This is a genomic window from Pseudoalteromonas sp. S1650 (assembly GCF_005887195.1).
In the GTDB taxonomy this organism is placed as follows: Bacteria; Pseudomonadota; Gammaproteobacteria; order Enterobacterales; family Alteromonadaceae; genus Pseudoalteromonas; species Pseudoalteromonas simplex.
The window spans coordinates 42,912-62,842 of sequence record NZ_PNDF01000019.1; the positions used below are offsets into that span (position 1 = coordinate 42,912).

The 19,931-nt window shown below is 40.1% G+C and carries 20 protein-coding genes; 10 read left to right on the forward strand and 10 right to left on the reverse strand.

Annotation, left to right across the window (positions count from 1 at the left end; genetic code table 11):
• Positions 1-56: 56 nt before the first annotated feature.
• Positions 57-800, reverse strand: a complete 744-nt coding sequence (locus tag CWB80_RS05645) for a sporulation protein (RefSeq protein WP_054551711.1) — start codon at positions 798-800, stop codon at positions 57-59.
• Positions 801-1,021: 221 nt separating this feature from the next.
• Here CWB80_RS05645 and CWB80_RS05650 point away from each other — a divergent pair, with 221 nt between their 5' ends.
• From CWB80_RS05650 to CWB80_RS05660, 3 genes are all read left to right on the forward strand, one after another.
• Entirely contained in the window at positions 1,022-2,593 is a 1,572-nt protein-coding gene (locus CWB80_RS05650; RefSeq protein ID WP_054551712.1) for a cation:proton antiporter domain-containing protein, read from the forward strand.
• 283 nt (positions 2,594-2,876) lie between these two features.
• Entirely contained in the window at positions 2,877-3,158 is a 282-nt protein-coding gene (locus tag CWB80_RS05655) for a hypothetical protein (RefSeq protein WP_054551713.1), read from the forward strand.
• A 138-nt stretch (positions 3,159-3,296) separates the two neighbouring features.
• Entirely contained in the window at positions 3,297-3,515 is a 219-nt protein-coding gene (locus CWB80_RS05660) for a DUF3820 family protein (protein ID WP_054551714.1), read from the forward strand.
• Positions 3,516-3,623: 108 nt separating this feature from the next.
• Here CWB80_RS05660 and CWB80_RS05665 read toward each other — a convergent pair whose 3' ends face one another.
• From CWB80_RS05665 to ilvY, 6 genes are all read right to left on the reverse strand, one after another.
• Positions 3,624-4,871, reverse strand: a complete 1,248-nt coding sequence (locus CWB80_RS05665; protein ID WP_054551715.1) for an ATP-binding protein — start codon at positions 4,869-4,871, stop codon at positions 3,624-3,626.
• Between the two features lie 6 nt (positions 4,872-4,877).
• Complete coding sequence (locus tag CWB80_RS05670; RefSeq protein ID WP_054551952.1) at positions 4,878-5,570, reverse strand: response regulator; 693 nt, start codon at positions 5,568-5,570, stop codon at positions 4,878-4,880.
• Positions 5,571-5,584: 14 nt separating this feature from the next.
• Positions 5,585-5,971 (reverse strand): DUF3019 domain-containing protein, encoded by a 387-nt coding sequence (locus CWB80_RS05675; RefSeq protein WP_054551716.1) that lies wholly within the window; start codon positions 5,969-5,971, stop codon positions 5,585-5,587.
• A gap of 1 nt (position 5,972) precedes the next feature.
• Positions 5,973-6,803, reverse strand: a complete 831-nt coding sequence (locus CWB80_RS05680; protein ID WP_502705001.1) for a MipA/OmpV family protein — start codon at positions 6,801-6,803, stop codon at positions 5,973-5,975.
• A 174-nt stretch (positions 6,804-6,977) separates the two neighbouring features.
• Entirely contained in the window at positions 6,978-8,027 is a 1,050-nt protein-coding gene (locus CWB80_RS05685; protein ID WP_054551717.1) for a GGDEF domain-containing protein, read from the reverse strand.
• Between the two features lie 179 nt (positions 8,028-8,206).
• The gene (gene ilvY / locus CWB80_RS05690; RefSeq protein ID WP_138601560.1) at positions 8,207-9,109 is read right to left on the reverse strand and encodes an HTH-type transcriptional activator IlvY; all 903 of its coding nucleotides are present in this window, start codon (positions 9,107-9,109) and stop codon (positions 8,207-8,209) included.
• A gap of 146 nt (positions 9,110-9,255) precedes the next feature.
• On the opposite strand from ilvY, the gene ilvC reads away from it, so the two are divergent.
• From ilvC to CWB80_RS05710, 4 genes are all read left to right on the forward strand, one after another.
• Positions 9,256-10,728, forward strand: coding sequence for a ketol-acid reductoisomerase (ilvC, locus tag CWB80_RS05695; protein ID WP_138601558.1), 1,473 nt, complete (start codon positions 9,256-9,258; stop codon positions 10,726-10,728).
• Between the two features lie 144 nt (positions 10,729-10,872).
• Positions 10,873-12,786 carry a methyl-accepting chemotaxis protein gene (locus CWB80_RS05700; RefSeq protein WP_138601556.1) on the forward strand — a complete coding sequence of 638 codons (1,914 nt, stop codon included), beginning with the start codon at positions 10,873-10,875 and terminating at the stop codon, positions 12,784-12,786.
• 84 nt (positions 12,787-12,870) lie between these two features.
• On the forward strand, positions 12,871-14,055 hold the full coding sequence (locus CWB80_RS05705; RefSeq protein WP_138601554.1) for a tetratricopeptide repeat protein: 1,185 nt from the start codon (positions 12,871-12,873) through the stop codon (positions 14,053-14,055).
• Positions 14,042-14,908: a M20/M25/M40 family metallo-hydrolase gene (locus CWB80_RS05710; RefSeq protein ID WP_249362528.1), complete on the forward strand. Its 867-nt coding sequence runs from the start codon at positions 14,042-14,044 to the stop codon at positions 14,906-14,908. The genes CWB80_RS05705 and CWB80_RS05710 overlap by 14 nt, the downstream gene beginning before the upstream one ends.
• Here the strand turns inward: CWB80_RS05710 and CWB80_RS05715 are convergent, their stop codons facing one another.
• Positions 14,909-15,226 (reverse strand): GIY-YIG nuclease family protein, encoded by a 318-nt coding sequence (locus CWB80_RS05715; RefSeq protein ID WP_054551723.1) that lies wholly within the window; start codon positions 15,224-15,226, stop codon positions 14,909-14,911.
• 117 nt (positions 15,227-15,343) lie between these two features.
• On the opposite strand from CWB80_RS05715, the gene CWB80_RS05720 reads away from it, so the two are divergent.
• Positions 15,344-15,706: an outer membrane protein assembly factor BamE gene (locus CWB80_RS05720; RefSeq protein ID WP_054551724.1), complete on the forward strand. Its 363-nt coding sequence runs from the start codon at positions 15,344-15,346 to the stop codon at positions 15,704-15,706.
• A gap of 41 nt (positions 15,707-15,747) precedes the next feature.
• Here the strand turns inward: CWB80_RS05720 and CWB80_RS05725 are convergent, their stop codons facing one another.
• Positions 15,748-16,074, reverse strand: a complete 327-nt coding sequence (locus tag CWB80_RS05725; RefSeq protein WP_138601550.1) for an RnfH family protein — start codon at positions 16,072-16,074, stop codon at positions 15,748-15,750.
• Complete coding sequence (locus tag CWB80_RS05730; protein ID WP_054551726.1) at positions 16,071-16,511, reverse strand: type II toxin-antitoxin system RatA family toxin; 441 nt, start codon at positions 16,509-16,511, stop codon at positions 16,071-16,073. The genes CWB80_RS05725 and CWB80_RS05730 overlap by 4 nt, the downstream gene beginning before the upstream one ends.
• Positions 16,512-16,644: 133 nt before the next feature.
• On the opposite strand from CWB80_RS05730, the gene smpB reads away from it, so the two are divergent.
• The gene (smpB, locus tag CWB80_RS05735; RefSeq protein ID WP_054551727.1) at positions 16,645-17,124 is read left to right on the forward strand and encodes an SsrA-binding protein SmpB; all 480 of its coding nucleotides are present in this window, start codon (positions 16,645-16,647) and stop codon (positions 17,122-17,124) included.
• 265 nt (positions 17,125-17,389) lie between these two features.
• Positions 17,390-19,915: a TonB-dependent receptor gene (locus tag CWB80_RS05740; RefSeq protein WP_249362533.1), complete on the forward strand. Its 2,526-nt coding sequence runs from the start codon at positions 17,390-17,392 to the stop codon at positions 19,913-19,915.
• Positions 19,916-19,931: the final 16 nt, after the last annotated feature.

Consider the following 19,931-nt stretch of genomic DNA (forward strand, 5'->3'; position numbering starts at 1 on the left):
GAAGACAAAAAACCCAGCCGTAGCTGGGTTTTAACTCGCTATTCAGTCGTTAATCTTTAAGCAAATAATCGCTCTAGCTGATCACACAGCTGCGACAGGTTTACATGATCATGCTCAATCGTTAAATCGACATAACCGTCCCCCCTAAAGGCACGGTCAAGCTCGATTAATACATGAGTTTTATGTGCTTCAGGCACAAACGACAACTCAATCTCTTGTAAGCCAAATAGGCTTCGGCTATTTGGGCGATATTCAAGTTCTTGATAACAGCCTGAATGCGATTGAAAAGTAGGTGCTTTTAAATAACCCTTTTCTACATCTGCTTTCACTAAGCTAAAACCAAGTCTATCCATCGCTTCCATTAACGTGCTTACAGCGTCATTAGGATAAATGTGTAATGCATCACGGTCAGTTGGATCAAGGGCTAGATCAATGTCTAAGCCTGTTTCAAGCCAAACATGCGATTGGTTATAACCAGCGTTAATTTCAGTGATCGGGGTTTCAGAATGTAGGCGAGCTTCGAATGGGATATGCTTTTCAGCGCCCGCTGCAATCATGCCAATATCTGTAATTCGCCATTTTTCTATCACATGGTTTGTAAAATACTCACCATCATCACTTTCAACTTTCACACGGGTCATAAGTGCTAGGTCTAAACCCGAAATTTCTTGATCAACATCACCACCTTTGATGACTATCACGGCATTAAATTTTTGACCAGGTTGTAAATGCTCTGTCTCAAGTACAGTGTCAACTTTTGCTGCACCAATACCTACTGATGCAAGGATTTTCTTAAACATCTATTCTCCTTAAGCCAGCTTCTTAGTTATGGCTTAAATTCCTTTGTTAATGCATCTTAACCACAATTAAAAGCTATTGTCAGCGAAAAAATGTTGCTTTTGGCGGATTAATCAATAAATCATGGATAAGTGCTTATTTTTTGAACTCTTCTTGCTCGATATTGTTTTCCAATAACGAATATTTCGCTACACTGCTAGCAAATGAAGCTAAAAGAACAATTATGGAACTTATCTACTTTGCTACCGCTTTCGTGTTTGGCTTTGCCATTTATCAATTAAAGCTACCTCCTCTCATCGGCTTTTTATTAGCAGGCTTTGCGCTTAATCTTTATGGCTATAAAACAACCGAACTACTAAATACATTAGCAAACCTCGGTGTAACACTATTACTTTTTAGCATAGGTCTAAAACTTAAAGTGTCTAATTTAATGAAACCGCAAGTGTGGGCGCCTGCCTCAATGCACATTGTTCTGAGCAGCACGCTGTTTAGTGGTTTTATGTTACTGCTAGGTGCCCTTGCACTGCCTTTATTTAGTGAACTTACTTGGCAAAGTGCATTGTTAGTCGGCTTTGCTTTTAGCTTTTCAAGTACCGTATTTGCCGTAAAAGTATTGGAAGAGCGCGGTGAGATGGCAAGCCTGCATGGTAAAATCGCCATTGGCATTCTAGTTATGCAAGATATCTTCGCTGTTATTTTCTTAGCCATCAGTACAGGTAAAGCACCGAACATGTGGGCACTGGCATTATTAGTGGGATTGCCTATTTTACGTCCAGTGATGTTTTGGGTATTAAATCGCTCAAAACACGGTGAACTATTACCTTTATTCGGGTTTTTCTTTGCACTAGTTTTAGGTTACCAAGCATTTGAATTTGCAGGTCTTAAAGGTGATTTAGGTGCGTTGATTATCGGTATGATGTTCGCATCACACAAAAAAGCAGGTGAGTTATCAAAGTCATTACTGAATTTAAAAGATGTGTTACTGGTTGGCTTTTTCTTAAATATTGGTTTGAATGCCGAACTGACAAGTCACGCAGTGATTGTTGCACTTATCATTATACTCGTCTTGCCACTAAAAGTTGCACTTTATTATGTACTGACAAACGCATTTAAGTTACGTGCTCGTACTTCGTTATTAAGTGCATTTAGCTTAGCCAATTACAGTGAGTTTGGCCTGATCGTTTGCGCAGTTGCAGCTACCAGCAATTTAATTACTTCTGAATGGCTGGCAGTTATGGCTATTGCAGTTTCAATCACATTTGTTTTAGCCTCGCCTCTTAACAAACGATCTAATGAGATTTATGTCAAAATCGAACATTGGCTACTTAAATTTGAAAGTGACAGCCGTCTTGCTGAGGAACTACCTGTTAATTTAAATGATACTAAAATCGTGATATTTGGCATGGGCCGTATTGGCACGGGTGCTTATGAAACGATTAGCCAAACCCATCCAAATCTTGTCGCGGGTATTGATATCAAACCTGATGTAGTAGAAAAGCACATCAAACGCGGTCGTCGGGTATTACTCGCTGATGCAACAGACCCTGATTTTTGGCAACGTGTAAATCATTCACATGTCGGTATGGTAATGCTCGCTATGCCTAAACATATGCAGAATATTTTTGCTTTGGAGCAACTACGAGCCTCAGGTTATCAAGGACAAGTTACTGCAATTGCCAATTATCCAGATCAGCAAAAAGAACTAGAAGATATGGGCGTTGACTCTACTTATAATTTTTATTTAGAGGCAGGAAGTGGTTTTGCAGAGCATGTAAAGCAAAAACTTTTTTCTTAGCACCTAAAATAATTATTGGTACTTAAGGATGGTACCAATAATTATCTCTAAAATTTTCAGCAAGTTGCATAGTCAGGTTAAAATCACCTGTTTTTTAGTTCCCTTTATTAGGTCAACTCTATTTACAAAGCTTTACATGTAGATTAGCAATCACCAATAAAAAAAGAGTAGAATCCTAAGAGTACTAATAGCTTAGTATCTATTTTTAACACAAAGAAGTGACACAGTATAAGCATATTACGACTAGCATATGCGTAACTGTAAACTGATTAGGGTTGTTTAAATGAAGAATAAGTTTACCAACGAAGTTTTGGCAGACACGGATGATGCGCGTTCTGGGAAACTTTCAGACATTCAGCAGCAGCTTGATGAATTACAACAAAATGGCATGACCCCAATGGATATAAGGGCGGTGCTTTTTAACAAGATGCTCGATATCTATCAGGTACCTAATGATCACTTTCTGAGAGATGCAGAAACACCAGAAAGAATTGATGATCCGTCTATTGCATTGCAATTGCAACAGCTCGGTTTTTCAAAAAAACCTCGATATCAATTACACTAACTACTAGGCATTACTCTAGTAGTATCTATTCTGAGGGCCTACCTCCCTCACTAAATAGGCTGTTTCTTGCCCGTCACAGCCTATTTTCTCTCTTATTTTTACCGTATCATCTAGCTTTAAAGTTTCTTTGAGATAAAGATGGATACAGCTGAACTCAAACGTGCCATAAATACTAAGATGCCATTTGGAAAGTATGCTGGCCGCCCTTTATTGTTACTCCCTGAGCCTTATTTAGTTTGGTTTAAACAGCAAGGATTTCCAGACTCTAAATTAGGAGCACAACTGGCGATGATGTATGAAGTGAAGCTAAATGGCCTAGAAAAAATGCTCATGCCATTATTAAATGAAAATAATTAAACTTTTTACGAACTTTTATAAATTGGTGCGGTCTATTACTTTGCTACTTGTTTATTTTTGGTTTTAATCTTTAAAAAGCGCCCTAGGCGCTTTTTTTATGCCTGTAATTTAAAGCGAGTTACTTTTAAATAAATGAATAGTAAATTTAGCTCCACCTAATGGTGAATCACACACCTCAGACTGCCCTTGATGCCAACTAACAATTTTAGCAACAATCGCAAGGCCTAAGCCAAAGCCGCCAGTTTTCTTGTCACGGCTTTTATCTAGACGAGTAAATGGCTTAAAAATACTTTGCCACTCAGACTTAGCTATCCCTGGGCCGTCGTCTTCAACACTTATTTGTATTGAATCACCCAACTCTTCAAGGCTGACATGAATTTTATGGTTTGCGTATTTTTGTGCATTGCCTAATAAATTTTGAATACAACGCGCCATAAAATGCTCGTCACACTCATAGTAAAGCTGCCTAGGCGCACTCACTGCTACATCGATATCAGTAGCAAATTCGAGCTTATTCACGACACTGTTAATAAGCGCTGTAAGGTCACACGAACGTGGCTTTAAGCTTGGTTGATGCGAATCAAGTCGTGCGTATTCAAGCATCTCAGACACTAGCGCTTCAAGCTCAGCAATATCAGCCTGCATATTATCTATATAACTATAAGATTTCTCATTTTCAATTTGCTCTTCAAGCATAGCAACGGCAAATTTTAAACGCGCCAACGGCGTTCTAAACTCATGAGAAACAGAAGAAGTCAGTTCTTGCTGCGCAGCTAGTAGGTACTGAATACGCTCTTGCATAGCATTAAGCGTGCCTGTAATTGGCAAAAAAAATGATTTAGATGCATCACGCAATTCGAAATCTTGCGAGCCGCCTACCGCCTCACAAGCTAAAGTGAGTTTGTTAAAGTCTCGCCAAAGTAACAAGCTCCAAAGACCAATAGGAAGACCAATAATGGCTAGTAATAAAAAATAGGGCCAAACAGAGCTAAAGTTAGGATTTGATATTGAGAGTGGACCAACTTGTAATAGCTGAGTCTCATTAATAGTAATGTACCAAATTACCTTCTGCTGCTGATTAAAAAGATACAGATAGTGATCATTTTGTAATTGTGTTTTGAGGTTTGTTGGTAGAGCGAGATCAGTTAAATCAATTAGCTCGCTATTAAACTCTTGCTGTAATTTAGCTAAGCCATTGTCAGTTTGACTTAATAGCCATAATGATTTACCAAACTCTTGATCTAGAGCGATTTGTTGCTGTGTGTCTTCATAGGGCCATAACTGCTCTATAACCCCACTAACAAGAAACAGAGAAACTATTATGTAAAGATATAAGCTAGCAAACAGTTTCCCCATTAATGATTACATATCCCATGCATCAGAAACGAACAGGTAACCTTGCCCCCAAACTGTTTTAATTCGGTATGGTTTATCACTGTTATCACCTAATTTCTTACGGATACGCGATACACGTACGTCAACGGTTCGGTCTAAACCATCATATTGACGACCAATCATATGTTGATGAACATGCTCACGACTTAACACTTCACCTGCATTTGAAGCAAGCAACCAAAGCAGCTCAAATTCATGAGAAGTCAGTGTAATTTCACTGCCTTTAAGTGTAACAATGCGGCTAGTTTTATCAATGGTTAAATCGCCAAAGCTAAGCTCTTCTGGTGCTTTGTTTGTAGCTTGACCACGGCGTAACAATGCGTTGATGCGCGCTAATAATACGCGTGGTTCTGCAGGCTTAATAACATAATCGTCTGCACCTAGTTCAAGCCCAATTACTTGATCAAAGTCTTCACCTTTTGCTGTAAGCATTAGAATTGGTAAGTTGAATTTATCGCGTACCTGACGGCAAACACTAAAGCCATCTTTACCCGGTAACATGACATCTAAAATCATTAAATCAACTGGATTGTTCTCAAGGTATTCGAAAACTTCATCGCCGCGTTCAAGGACCGCAACATCCAATCCATTATGCTGAAGGTAATCGCGTGTTAACTGCTGTAAGCCGAGATCATCTTCAACAAGTAAAATCTTTGCCATTGGTTGCTCCTGATTTAAAAAAAGCTCCACGGTGAACGTAACCTACGCCTCGTTGTTTTTGCTTCAGTGCTTTGCACTTCGACTTTTGTGGTCGCAACTTTGCTCCCCGTGTGCGGATTGACTAAGGAGTATATTGTTTCAACCTGAACCCGCGCTTTATGGCTATAAAGCCCATTATTACTATCAGTCCAGCATTGAATTTGCTGGTTATTTTGGTATAAACACAGATCTTGAGGTTGAGCAGTTTTCCAGCTAATTTTTAATTCAAGATCACAAAATTCGTGCTGTTGTAATACAACACACACTTTTGGTGTGATATCAAACTGAGTCGCTTGTGCATAGCTTGGGGGAGCCCAAATAACAGCAACAAACACACACAGACTAAAAACAAAATACTTCATATTAAAAAATATGATTGAATCCTATAAAAGCAGTCATCGAATACGTGTGTTCAAAAAGCGGACTGTCATCCACGGCTGAGTAGTCATAATATGCTAAATGAAAACGAAGAGAGTTAGTCTCACCTAGAGGCCAACGGGCGTCGATTTTAGCATAAGGTTGCCAGCTACTGCCAACCTCTATTTCTCCGTATGATGATTCTTCGGCCGATAAACCATAAAAATAATCATTTAATTCGTTCGATTTATACCAAACACCTAAGCTCGGTGCGATACTTAAACGACCTAACTGATGGTGAGATTGCCATTGTAAGGCACTGCGAGCCCCTTTATAAACCCCGGAGACATCAGCTAGAACCTGAACAGAGAATACATGATTACTGCGGATATAGTGATAACTCAAGCCCGCATCTAAAGCCCAGCGTCTTTTTTTTACGTCATTTGTTGTGACAACAGACTTTTCAACTAATTCATCACTACTCGTTGATTCAACAACGAAGCTATTTGACGTTTGCAAGGCAAATACATTACTAGGATGAAAATCTATAAAAAAACGGGTCTCGGGGTTAAATTCAGTGACAATGCTAACAACATGTGTGTCGCTTTCATGAAGGGAATAGCCTAAGCGACCATTATCAAAAAACCATTGTTCACCATAAAAAGCAACCTCTGGTAGCAGTATTAAAGGTAAATTGTCACCTCCATGCAATGGGTTTGTAATTACCCCAGCCCCAGTATTAACACTTAAGTGCCACTGCTCAGTATCAATTTGTTGATTTGCCATACGGCTTTCACGTTCAGTGCGAGTAGAATCATCAGCATACGCTTGACCCACACATACTAGCGCCAAAGCATAGAAAACTACGCAGAACCTGATCGTTAGAAACTTCATTATTATTTTACGACCAAAGAAAATTTTGCAATGTCAGCATAATATCAAGATGTGAACAAACTGTCCTCAGCAGGTTACAAGTATTCACAAATTTGATACATATTTCGATTAAGTTTGTTACTCCTCGACAATCTCTATGCGATTGCGACCATGTTCTTTAGCTAAGTAAAGCGCCTTATCAGCTTTAGCAATGAGCTGTTCAGGGTTACTATTTTTAGCTTTTATCGCAATACCAAAACTAGCCGTTACTTGACTCAACACCTTATCAGAATTTGGCTTCTTGATTTGTAATTTAGCGATAGTTTGGCGAAGTAGCTGTGTGAAATTAGTCATATCACTAATACTTGCAAACTGGGCCGTAAAGCAAAATTCTTCACCACCGTAACGATAGACTTGGCCAATACTGGAAACATGCTTTAATAGCTTAGCAGACACTGCTCGTAATACTTGGTCCCCTTTTTGATGTCCAAAGTTATCATTAAATGATTTGAAATGGTCAATATCTATCATGGTTAATACTGATACTTGAGCTAATTCATTGTTTTTACAAAAACGCTTTATATCTTCATCAAACTTGCCACGATTCAATAACCCTGTTAATGGATCTCTTTGCGCTTTATCTTTCGATCTAATCAACTCTTGTTTTAAGTCGGTAATTTCTGCATAAGCTTGTGCTAGTTGATTTTGAAAGTCCTGTGCCCTACTTTGTAAGGTCGCTGACTCGTCACTTAGACGTTCTACACAATCAAGTACATCATCAAAGCCTGTTTCTTGGCTGATATCTGCATTTTTTAGTTTCAAATGGCATTCTTGAAGCGTTTGGTTAAACTCTGTTGAGTAATTTATTGCTTCATTGATGTCTTGATGTACCTTTCCAACAACATCATTAAAACCACCTGATAACTGATAAAACAATGCTAAATCATCACTAGATAGAAACTGGTTGAACAGCGCTTTAGCATGCTCGTGGCTGCACGTTTTAAATTCATCAATAATTTTATCTAAAGCATCATTAAGTTCGGGGGTTTTATTGCTGACATACGCATACCAAATCGCATAATTTAGCGGTGTTATTGGCATCTTGTACTTAACCATGAGAGGAATAGCTTGTTTTAAACAGTGACTTGAATAACTTAGTGAATGCTCGGCTTGCGCAGAAAGTATCATGATTCTAGGCCATGAAAATTTTATTATTTTAAATTACGTTAACAACACCTTGAAAAAAAGCAATAAAAATGGATTTTATCCATTTAAAACCAGTAAAAAACACGAAAAATAAATGCAAAAACCAATACTAAATAACTATCAAAAATTAAACCTTTTATACCAACATCAAATCGTTAACGCTAAATAGCTTGCTGAGTAAGTGATTGAGCAATGCTCCAGATAGCATTGAGCGCAGGATCATGGCGCTCTTTATTCAAAACAGCTAAACCAATTTCGAAACCAGCAACAGTCTGCTCAGCATCACTTACGATTTGCACTTTATCTTTAAGCGGACTGTTGTCCAAAACTATCTTTGGCACCATGGCAATACCTAAACCTAAGCTCACCATAGACACCATCGCTTCATGGCCTGCAACCTGAGCGTAAATTCGGCCGTGAATATTCTTTTTACGCCACCACTGCTCAAGACGTTGCCTTGATAACCCTTGCTCAGCAACAATAAACTCTAAATCTGACCAATCAATTTGTTCACTGGCAGAAAGCTTTTCGCTGATCGGGCACGCTATTTTTGGTGCTATCAATACTAATGGTGAGTACCCGACACTGGTAAAGGCAATTTGCCCAGGTAGCTTTATAGGTTTTGCGGCAATTGCCATATCTTCATGGCCATCTAAAACACGGTTTATTGCAAGAGCGGGATCACCGGTATTAAGGGTAATTTCAATATATGGATGTTGCATTCGCAATTGCTCGAGTATTTGATGTAAAAAACTATATGAGGCAGTTACAGAACAATAAATACTGACATTGCCATAAACATGCTGTTGCGGCTCTTGCACATTAGCCTTAAAACGATGCCAGTTAGCCAGCGTCGCATTCGCATATTCAATGAATGACTCACCTTCGCGAGTTAATTTGACAGTGCGATTATCCCGATTAAACAGTACCACCCCAACCTCTTCTTCTAGCTGTTTAATATTACGGCTCAAAGTTGGCGCACTGATATGGCAAAGCTCACTCGCTCTGGCAAAGTGTAGCGTCTTGGCTAACGCTAAAAAGTAATTAAGATGTTTGTGATCCATACCGCTACCATTTCATTTTATGAAATACTTTAATTCAAATATATCATTTTACGCAAGGTAAAAAATTGCATAGTGTTAATACATACAAAGAACATCACGTCGGTTCTTTGATTTTCTAACAAAATTGTATTTATAGGACACTAACAATGGCGAATTATTTTAATACTCTTCCTTTGAGAGAGCAGTTAGCGCAATTAGCGCAGTGTGAATTTATGGACCCAGCAGAGTTTGCTGATGGTGTAGACGCTTTAAAAGGGAAAAAACTCGTTATTGTCGGTTGTGGCGCACAAGGCCTTAACCAAGGTTTAAATTTACGTGACTCAGGCTTAGATGTTTCTTATACATTACGTGAATCAGCAATTACTGAGCGCCGTCAATCTTTCTTAAACGCATCTGAAAACGGTTTTACTGTAGGCACGTATGAAGAGCTTATTCCAACAGCAGATGTAGTTTTAAACTTAACACCTGATAAACAACATACGGCTGTTGTAAATGCCATCATGCCATTAATGAAACAAGGTGCAACACTTGCTTATTCACACGGCTTCAACATTGTTGAAGAAGGCATGCAAATCCGTGAAGATCTAACTGTTATTATGGTTGCACCTAAGTGCCCTGGTTCAGAAGTACGTGAAGAGTACAAACGTGGCTTTGGCGTACCAACATTAATCGCGGTTCACCCAGAAAACGACCCTCAAGGCCATGGTTTAGCGCAAGCTAAAGCGTATGCAGCAGGTACCGGTGGTCATCGTGCGGGTGTACTAAAATCATCATTCATTGCAGAAGTTAAATCTGACTTAATGGGTGAGCAGACGATTCTATGTGGCATGTTACAAACTGGTTCACTACTTTGCTTCGATAAAATGGTAGAAAAAGGCATTGATGCAAGTTACGCGTCAAAACTAATCCAATATGGTTGGGAAGTGATCACTGAAGCACTTAAGTATGGTGGTGTAACTAACATGCTTGACCGTTTATCAAACCCAGCAAAAGTGAAAGCATTTGAATTAAGTGAAGAGCTTAAAACAATCATGCGCCCACTTTATAACAAGCATATGGACGATATCATCAGTGGCGAATTCTCACGCGGTATGATGGCTGATTGGGCTGAAGATGACGCAAAATTACTCTCATGGCGCGCAGAAACTGCCGAAACTGCATTCGAAAAGCAACAAAATACCGACCAAGAAATCAGCGAGCAAGCATTCTTCGACCAAGGTATTTTAATGGTTGCAATGGTTAAAGCAGGTGTTGAGCTTGCCTTCGAAACCATGACTGCAGCAGGTATCATCGCAGAATCTGCTTACTATGAATCACTACACGAAACGCCGCTTATCGCAAACACTATTGCTCGTAAGAAGCTTTTCGAAATGAACCGAACTATTTCAGATACTGCAGAGTATGGCTGTTACTTATACAACCACGCGTGTTTACCACTTTTACAAGACTTTATGAAAGACATCGATACAGATGTGATTGGTAAAGGTCTTGATAGTGCGAGCAACCAAGTCGATAACCAAACCTTGATTGCCGTGAATAAAGCACTACGCGAGCACCCGGTTGAAATCATTGGTAGCAAACTACGTGGTTACATGTCAGCAATGAAGAAAATTGTTTAACCCTGGAAAGTAAGTTTCGCTTGTTAGAAACCAAGCCCAATTGCTTATATGCTTTGGGCTTTTTTTTTGTCCCTACATTGATTCGTCATCTGTAAAGTGTATGCTAAAATTACTGACTTAAATGTTGTAAACTAAGACACTTTCATGGCGTTAAATCAATTCACCATCACTAAAAAAATTACCCTACTTGGCAGTTCTATCGCCCTCATTGTTGCTGCGTTAATCGGCGCAACAGCGATATACAGTGCAAAACAAATCATTGAACAGCGAATGATTGAATCGGAACTACCGAGCAAACTACAAGCAATTGATAATTATATTACTCACGATATAAATCAAATGATCAGTGCAGCTGAGCAACTCTCCAGTAACGAGTTTGTATTAGAGTGGGCTAACTCTGGCAATACAGATGATAAAACACTGCTAAAAGAGCTTAACCGCCTTGTTACCCAGTACGATCTAGCAACGGCTTCTTGGGCTAACCGTGAAACAGCACAATATTGGAACCAAGACGGTTTCTTGCGCGTTTTAACTAAAGAGCAAGATGGTTGGTTTTTCGCGTTTACTAACACCGCACAACCCTTTTCGATCAGTATCTATCAAGAGTCACCGACTGATGTAAAAATGTTTGTGAACCACCAGCAAACTAATGGCATTGGTTTAGCAGGCCTTGCAAAAAGTATCGACGATATGCAGGGCATGCTTAAACGCTTTCAAATAGAAGAAACCGGTTTTGTATTTGTTGCAGATAAAAACGGCCTAATTCAGCTGCATAAAGACGAAAACAAAGTCGCTAAAGCTAAGTTGGATGACGTTTATAAAACGGGTATCACGCGTACTCTACTAACGCAAAGTGACTTCAATTTACAAGAAATCAACCTTAATGGTGAAGCAACCTTAGTGGCGGCAAGCCCAATTAAAAACACTGATTTGTTTGTTATTGCCCAAGTGCCAAAGCACGAAGTGTTTTCGAGCATTCAAGTTTTACAATGGCAAATCATCAGCTTTGCGATTGTGATTGCGTTGATTGCAAGCTTTGCAGGTTTAGTACTGGCACGTACGCTTTCATCGCCGCTGTCGAAAATGGCTGAGTTGTTCACCCGTTTAGGCTCTGGTGATGCTAATTTAGCGTATAGACTTCCTGACTCTGAGCAACCTGAACTTGCAAACTTATCAGCGGGCTTTAACCAATTTATCTCTAAGATTGAAACTGCAATTAGCCAAGTTGCTCAAGAAAGTAGTGAAATTAGACAAAGCGCCGATCATGTGTTTCAGCAAGCAAAAAAGAACTCAGTGGCGCTTGATAATCAAAAAGAGCAAACTATCTCGGTTGCTGCGGCGATTAATGAAATGGGTGCAACAGTGCAAGAAATAGCCTCAAGCGCAGCGAACACGGCTAAGCTCACTGAGAATAGCAAGCAGAACACTGAACAAAGCCATACTCAGGTAACGCAAAGTAAAGAAGCAATAATTGAATTGGCATGTGATATCGATAATATCACCGAGCAAGTAAACGAGCTGGCAAATAAAACGCAAGCGATTGCCAGTATTGTCGACTCTATCAGAGGGATTTCGGAGCAAACCAACCTATTAGCACTTAATGCGGCAATTGAATCTGCTCGTGCGGGTGAGCACGGCCGAGGCTTTGCTGTTGTAGCTGATGAAGTAAGAGCGCTTGCAAATCGCACTTCACAATCAACAACTGAAATTCAAACTATGATTAGTGAACTTACCAGTACCTCTGATTTAGTGGTTAATCATATTAATCACTCAAAATCACAAGCTCAATTAAGCGTTGATGCAATGCAGAGTTCTGTTGAATTACTTAATGCCATTAACGATGCTGCCAATGAAATAAACGATATGGCAACCTTAATCGCCACTGCAACTGAAGAGCAAAGTAATGTAGTGGCAGATGTCGGTCGTAACATTGAGCAAATAAGTGACATTAGTGATAACGTCATGCGTGAACAAATTGATAGTGAACAAGCAATCAAAGACTTAGCAAACAGTGCGCAAACCCTTGACGACCTTGTTGCAACATTTGATAAACGCTGACACGTTTTGTAACAGTTAACCCTGACCCTTTTTCATTCACGGCCTATACTTTAATGGTATTAGGCCAAGAATTAAGAGGGTCAAATGAAATTACCTAGCATTGTTTTCGCCTCAAGCTTTTGCTTATTAACAGCGTGTAGTAGTACAGAAAATAACACCGCCCCACCACCACTTGCTTTGGTGAAAAGTAATACGTTTACCCAAACCTCAGTTGAAACCCAACAAGAAATTTTTGCATTAAGCAAACATGTCAAACAACAACTTGACAGTACTTTTCCCAAAGATGGTCGATCATTGCAAAGTACTAAAGGCTTACTCAGGTTTCTATTACAAAATGGCGATGCGTCTTTATCTTATCAATCTGGTGCGACCTTAACGGCCAATCAAGCCTACGAAAATTTAAATGCTAACTGTTTATCGTTATCGATTTTAGCCTACAGCCTCGCTGACTATCTTGGCCTCGAAGGGCAATTTCAAAAAGTGCATATCCCAGAGTATTGGGCGCTGGATAATGGTTTTAACTTACTCACAGGGCATATTAATTTGAAAGTGAGTGAATCAACAAAACAAGTGTTAAATCGTAAAGTTATATACCCTCAAGAGCGCTCTTTGGTGATAGACTTTGACCCTAACAGTCGCCAAGAGGCGTTTAAAACCAGCAACATCAACAAAGCCCGCATCACAGCGATGTTTTATAACAATAAGGGCGCAGCTGCGATGTTAAAACATGATTACGACACTGCTTTTAGCTATTACAAAGCAGCAGTTGATATTGATAGCAACTACTCAGGTGCATGGGGCAACCTTGGGGTATTATTCAGATTAACGAGTGACTATCAAAGTGCTGAAACAGCCTATCAGTATGCAATTACTTTAGATCCTGACAACAACACCGCGCTTGGCAATTTAGCAAGACTCTATAACCTGACCGATCGTAAAGAGCAAGGCCAAGCTATATTAGCCATGCTTGACAAGAAACGCCGAGCAAACCCTTATTACCATATTTCTTTAGGTAATGATGCCTATACGACCAGCCGTTACCAAGATGCCATAAAACACTACAAAAAAGCCCGTGACTTAAATTCAACCCTACATGATACTGATTTTGGTTTAGCCAGAACCTATTATCAATTGGGTGACTTAAAACTGGCTAAAAAGTATTTAACTATGGCAAACAATAAAGCTGACTTTGATCATGATAAACAGCGTTACGAAAGTAAATTACAAGCGCTTCGCTCGCATACTGCAAAACTTATTGATTACCGCTAGTGCTGCCCTGATAAGCACAGGGCACGCTTTTGCCAATACAAACTTAGTACAAGACGTTATAACGCTAACATCGCCTCAATTTGCTGGGCGAAAAACGAATACCGAGGGCGCTAAATTAGCCGCCGATTTCATAGCAGAGCGCTTTGTCGCTCTTGGCTATTCAGTAAATGAACAAATTTTTACTTATCAATCAGGTTTCTTTAGTGAGGCGGTTGGGAGAAACATTGTTGCGATAAAAAATAGCCCTTGTGAAAAGTGTAAAAAAATTATTTTTACAGCCCATTACGACCACCTTGGGCAACAAGGCAGTCGGCTTTACCCGGGTGCCAATGATAACGCCAGCGGCGTTGCAGCTTTACTTTATTTAGCTGACCACTTTGCACAAAGCCCTCAACGCTATCAGTTAGTGTTTGTTGCAACCGATGCCGAAGAAAATGGCCTACATGGTAGCGATTACTTGGTATCGACACTTAATACAGACAAAATAAAACTTAACATTAATTTAGATATGCTTGTTGTGAATCCAAGAAAACCGCGTATCTATGCGTTTTTAGATAAGCAATCATTAACGCACTATAAAGATGACATTAAAGCTTTGTCTGATGAGCAGCTAACCTTTATGGCAACTAGCTCTTCGGCGAGGCTGAATCGATTATTTGATCTCAAAGTTGATTGGCGCAGAGCAAGCGACCACTATTCATTCGCTAAAGCGAAGATCCCATACATTTACTTTGGTATCGGGCACGATAAACATCATCATCAAACTACCGATACAACAGAACATATCAACTTTATTTTATTTGAAGCTGCGATGAAGAAAATAGCCCTATTTATTGAAAAGCTTCCAAGTTAGTTATTTGGGTAGCTCAGAGGTTAAAACAAACTGCCTTTTTTGCGCTTTACTAAGCTTTTTTACGCTTATTTCAAGTTTAGTTGCTTCACTACGGTTACCCACTTGCTGTTGATAGATAAGTGTTAAAGGCCCCTTGCCTTTGAGGTTTTTAGCCCCTTTTCCCGCTTGATGCTGCATAAATCGCTTTTCAACATTGGTGGTGATCCCCGTATACCAATGACCCAAACGTGTTTGCACTATGTACAAATGCCACAGACTCTCTGAATTATCATTGTTTTTTATAGGCTGCTGTAAACTTTCTGGGTTTGCTGTGGTCAAATTTGTGCCTCTTGATTGTTAATCGCATTTGTGTAAAAACAATTACTGAAAAGGGTTTTACCTTCAGTGACTAATCGGTATCATGCAGTGTATAAAAAATAAGGATTCAAACAAATAATGCAGTCGTTTAAAACTTTTTCTTTTTGGTTAGTACTTACCCTTACTTTAAGTGCTACAGCAGGGTGTTCAAGCTGGGTTTACCGAATCAACATTCCTCAAGGTAACTTCTTAGAGCAATCAGATGTAGATAAGCTACGTGTTAATATGACGCGCGAGCAAGTACTGTATGTACTAGGCAAGCCAGTCGCTGAAGACTCATTTGATAAAAATACCTGGCACTACCTTTACGTATTCAATCTTGGTCGTAGCAACGAGCAACGTAAATCACTCACTATTAACTTCGAAAACGATAAGCTTGTTTCGTTATCGGGTGACTATGAACAACCTAGCGAATTTAATACGCCGCTTGAACAAGAGTAATAGCAGCGCAAATTATTAAGGGTAGCCTAGGCTACCCTTTTTTATGCCTTATTAAGCGGACGCCCGCCTGTAATTTTATTAGCTCGGCCCTCTTCTTTGGCTTTTTCAGCACGGCGCCTGCGTGCATCCTTTGGATCAGCAATAAGAGGTCGATAAATCTCAATACGATCGCCATCTTTTACTTCTTGATTCAGTTTGCAAGTACGATTCCAAATCCCAAGCGTTAAATTATTTGCGTCTATTTCTGGGCACTTCTCGATAATGCCCGACTTAATCACCGCTTGCTCAGCGGTAGTACCTACAGGCACTTCGACCAGTAAACTGGTTGCTGTTGTTGGTAAGGCGAAAACCACTTCAACAGTGATCATGGGCGAACTCCATATACAGTTTTAGCGCGTTGAGTAAATGCATTAACCATATTCTTAGCGACTTCGTTAAATACTTTTCCGAAAGCCAGCTCAATAAGCTTACTAGCAAATTCAAACTCAAGATGCAGTTGCACTTTACAAGCTTTATCGTCCAGCGGTAAGAAATGCCATTTACCCTGTAGCTTTTTGAATGGGCCATCAACTAGGCGTAGCGCAACCGTTTGCTCATCAATAAAGGTATTTTCGGTAGTGAACCACTTTTTTAAACCTGCTTTCGATATTTCTAGACTAGCTGTCATACCACTGGCTTGTTGTGTAATGATTTTAGCATCAGAGCAATGTGGTAAAAACTCTGGATATGCATCTACATCATTCACTAAATCAAACATTTCTTTGCTGCTGTACATTACCAGCGCACTTTTTTCTATTTGCGGCATATTCACTCCCAACTTTGTCGGCGAATTTTAGCAAGCTTTGACTATTTACCCAAATATTAGTGACGCGAAAATTTCTGCAAAGCCTTAAAAAAGCGATGTAAAAACGCTGTTTTTACGTATAATATGAGCCACTATGGCTAAGAAAAAATCATCTAAATCGACAAGTAATACCATCGCGCTAAACAAAAAAGCGCGTCATGAGTATTTTTTACACGATAAGTTCGAAGCTGGGGTTGAACTACAGGGCTGGGAAGTAAAAAGTATCCGAGCTGGTAAAGTAAACATCTCTGAGACTTATATTCACATTAAAAACGGCGAAGCATTTTTACTTGGCAGTCAAATTCAGCCTCTCAACAGTGCTTCTACTCACGTAATTTGCGATCCTTTAAGGTATCGTAAGTTACTTTTAAATAAGCGTGAAATCGATCGTCTTATCGGTGCTACAGAACGCGAAGGTTTTTCATTAATCGCAACTGCAATGTACTGGAAAAAATGCTGGGTGAAGTTGGAGTTCCACCTTGCTAAAGGTAAAAAGATGCACGACAAACGTGAAGACGGAAAAAATAAAGATTGGGCGCGTGAAAAAGAACGCCTGATGAAACATAAAGCTTAATTTATGAAATGAGCCTAACCTTTTTGTTAGGCTCGTACCCCCTACCAGTCCTGACTCTTACCACTTAAGAACCTTAACACCTTAATAAACCCATACTTTTTTGCTATTTCATTCACCGCTATTTACATGGTATCAATCTTTGTCGTGATTAATTCACAACACTTTCACAATTATACAAGGATTGAAATATATGAAGAACACCCATCGCTTTATACAACGACCTCTCTACGCATTTACAGTTGCCGCATTAGCAGGCACCAGTTTTATGTCTGCTGCTGCAGAGTCAGACGGAGCTGAAAAGGTCGAGCGTATTGAAGTTACAGGTTCTCGCATCAAGCGCTCGGACATTGAGGGGCCATCACCGGTTCAATCAATCAGTCGTGCAGACATCGATAACATGGGCTACGATAACTTACAACAATTATTAGAACGTATGCCTGTTGCAGGTAATGGTACATTTTCTACTCGCGGTAATAACCAAGACTCCACAGCCAATGGTGCCGCAGCTGTTAGCCTTAGAGGTTTAGGCTCTGATGCTACATTAGTACTAATTAACGGACGCCGTGTATCTATCAGTGCTTTTGCAGAAAGCATTACCAATTCATTTGTTGATATCAACTCGATTCCAGTCTCTGCGATTGAACGTATTGATATTTTAAAAGATGGTGCATCTGCTATTTATGGTTCTGATGCAGTTGCAGGTGTAGTTAATATCATCTTAAAGAAAGATATTAATGGCCTAGAAGTGAACCTTGGTTATGGCGGTACTGATGGTCCTAACTACGAAGAAAAAACAGCAAGTTTAGTATGGGGTACTAGTACAGAGAAAAGCAGCGCATCAATTATTATTGATTACTTTAACAACACAGCACTCTCATCTGATGAAATGGGCCGCCTAGGCACAGCCAACCAAGAACCATACGGTGGTATGGATTTTCGCTCATCGCGTGGCTTTCCGGGCTACTTCTATGTAGATGGTGAAAAAACCATTGATCCAGCCTGCCCAGCAGAAAATGCAACCGCAAGTGGCAGCTGCTTATTTGACTACGGCCCGTATGGTTACGTAACCCCAGCATCTGAGCGTGTCGGTGCTATCTCACAATTTGAATATAACTTCGACAATGGTATTTCAGCTTTCTTAGAAGTTGCAGTACAACATAATACGTCGCAAGCAGCAGGTGCACCGACCCCGCTTGATGAAGATGCAGGCCTTACAGTACCTGCAAGCCATCCTAACAACCCGTTTGGCCAAGATATCGAAATTGGTCGCTACAGAACCGTAGATGCCGGCCCTCGCCAATGGGATATTGAATCTGATACGCTTCGCTTTGTTGCCGGTCTAAAAGGTGAAATAAATGACTGGAGCTGGGAAGCAGCTGTTCAAAAAGGTCGCAGTGAATCAATGCAAACAGGTAATAGAAGCCAAGGTTGGGTGCGCACTGATTTCCTACAACAAGAAATCGATGCAGGTAACTATAATCCATTTGGTGGCACCTATAATGACCAGGCAGTGATTGACCGTATCACCACAAGCTTAGTGCGCCGTGGTGAGTCTCATATGACCTCATTTGATGCAAATATTAGTGGTGAAGCATTCAGCTTTGGCGATGATGTAGTAATGATGGCTGCAGGTATTGAATACCGTGAAGAAGATGTGAGCGATATTCCAGACGACCAATTCCAGCGTGGTTTAATTTTTGGTACTGAGTCCGTATCAGCCGCTGCTGAACGCGACCAATACGCAGCTTACATTGAGTTTTCAATTCCGCTGGCTGATAACCTAGAGCTGCAACTAGCTGGTCGATACGATGACTACAGCGATTTTGGCTCAACTACAAACCCTAAAGTAGCTGTTCGCTGGGCACCAACTGATTCAATCACTGTTCGTGGTTCGTGGGCTCAAGGTTTCCGCGCGCCTTCACTAGCACAAATTGGTTTAGGTCCGTCGGAAGAAAGTCAATTCTTTGTAGATACTTACCGCTGTCAGGCAACAGGGCTTGACTGTAACGCTCTAGATTACAATATCCAATTTGCAGGTAACCCAAACCTTGAAGCTGAGGAGTCAGAGTCATGGAATGTTGGCTTTATCTGGGCACCAACCGCTGAATTTGGTTTTGGAATCGATGTATGGAGCATTACTCAAGATAATAAGATAGATGAGCAAGAGTTCGGCCCTATCTATGATGAAAACTGTAATGATCAAAACAGCACTGTCTGCGTGCGTTTAGCACCACAAAATGGTCAAAGCTTAGGTGTAATCCAAAAAGTTTATAGCACCTTTGAAAACGTCTCATCACAAGAAGTATCAGGTGTCGATGTATCGGCTAACTACACACATGCGATGAACGATTACGGCTTCTTAAAATTCAATTTAGAATGGGCTTACCAAAACGAATTTAAGAAAGATGGCCGCGATTACACTGGCGAATATCGTTATCCTGAAAACCGTTGGATTTTCTCAACAAATTGGGAAATGGGTGACTTCAACACGAATGTGAACGTTAGTTACACGGGCGAGTTTGAAGATACGCCAGATATCGACTTTGACGGTAATTTAGACTTTGATAGCAACACATCACGTATGGTTGATTCACAAACGCTGGTTGATTTACAAACAGCGTATAATTTCTCAGAGAAAATCAAACTTTCTGTGGGTGTGAATAACGTGTTTGATGAAGATCCTCCGTTTGCAATCGGTGATGGCGATGGCGACTTATATGGCTATGTATCAAGCGTACATAACCCTCGTGGTCGTTATTTCTATACTAAACTAACGATGCGTTTTAATTAATCTTGTTGTGCTTAAA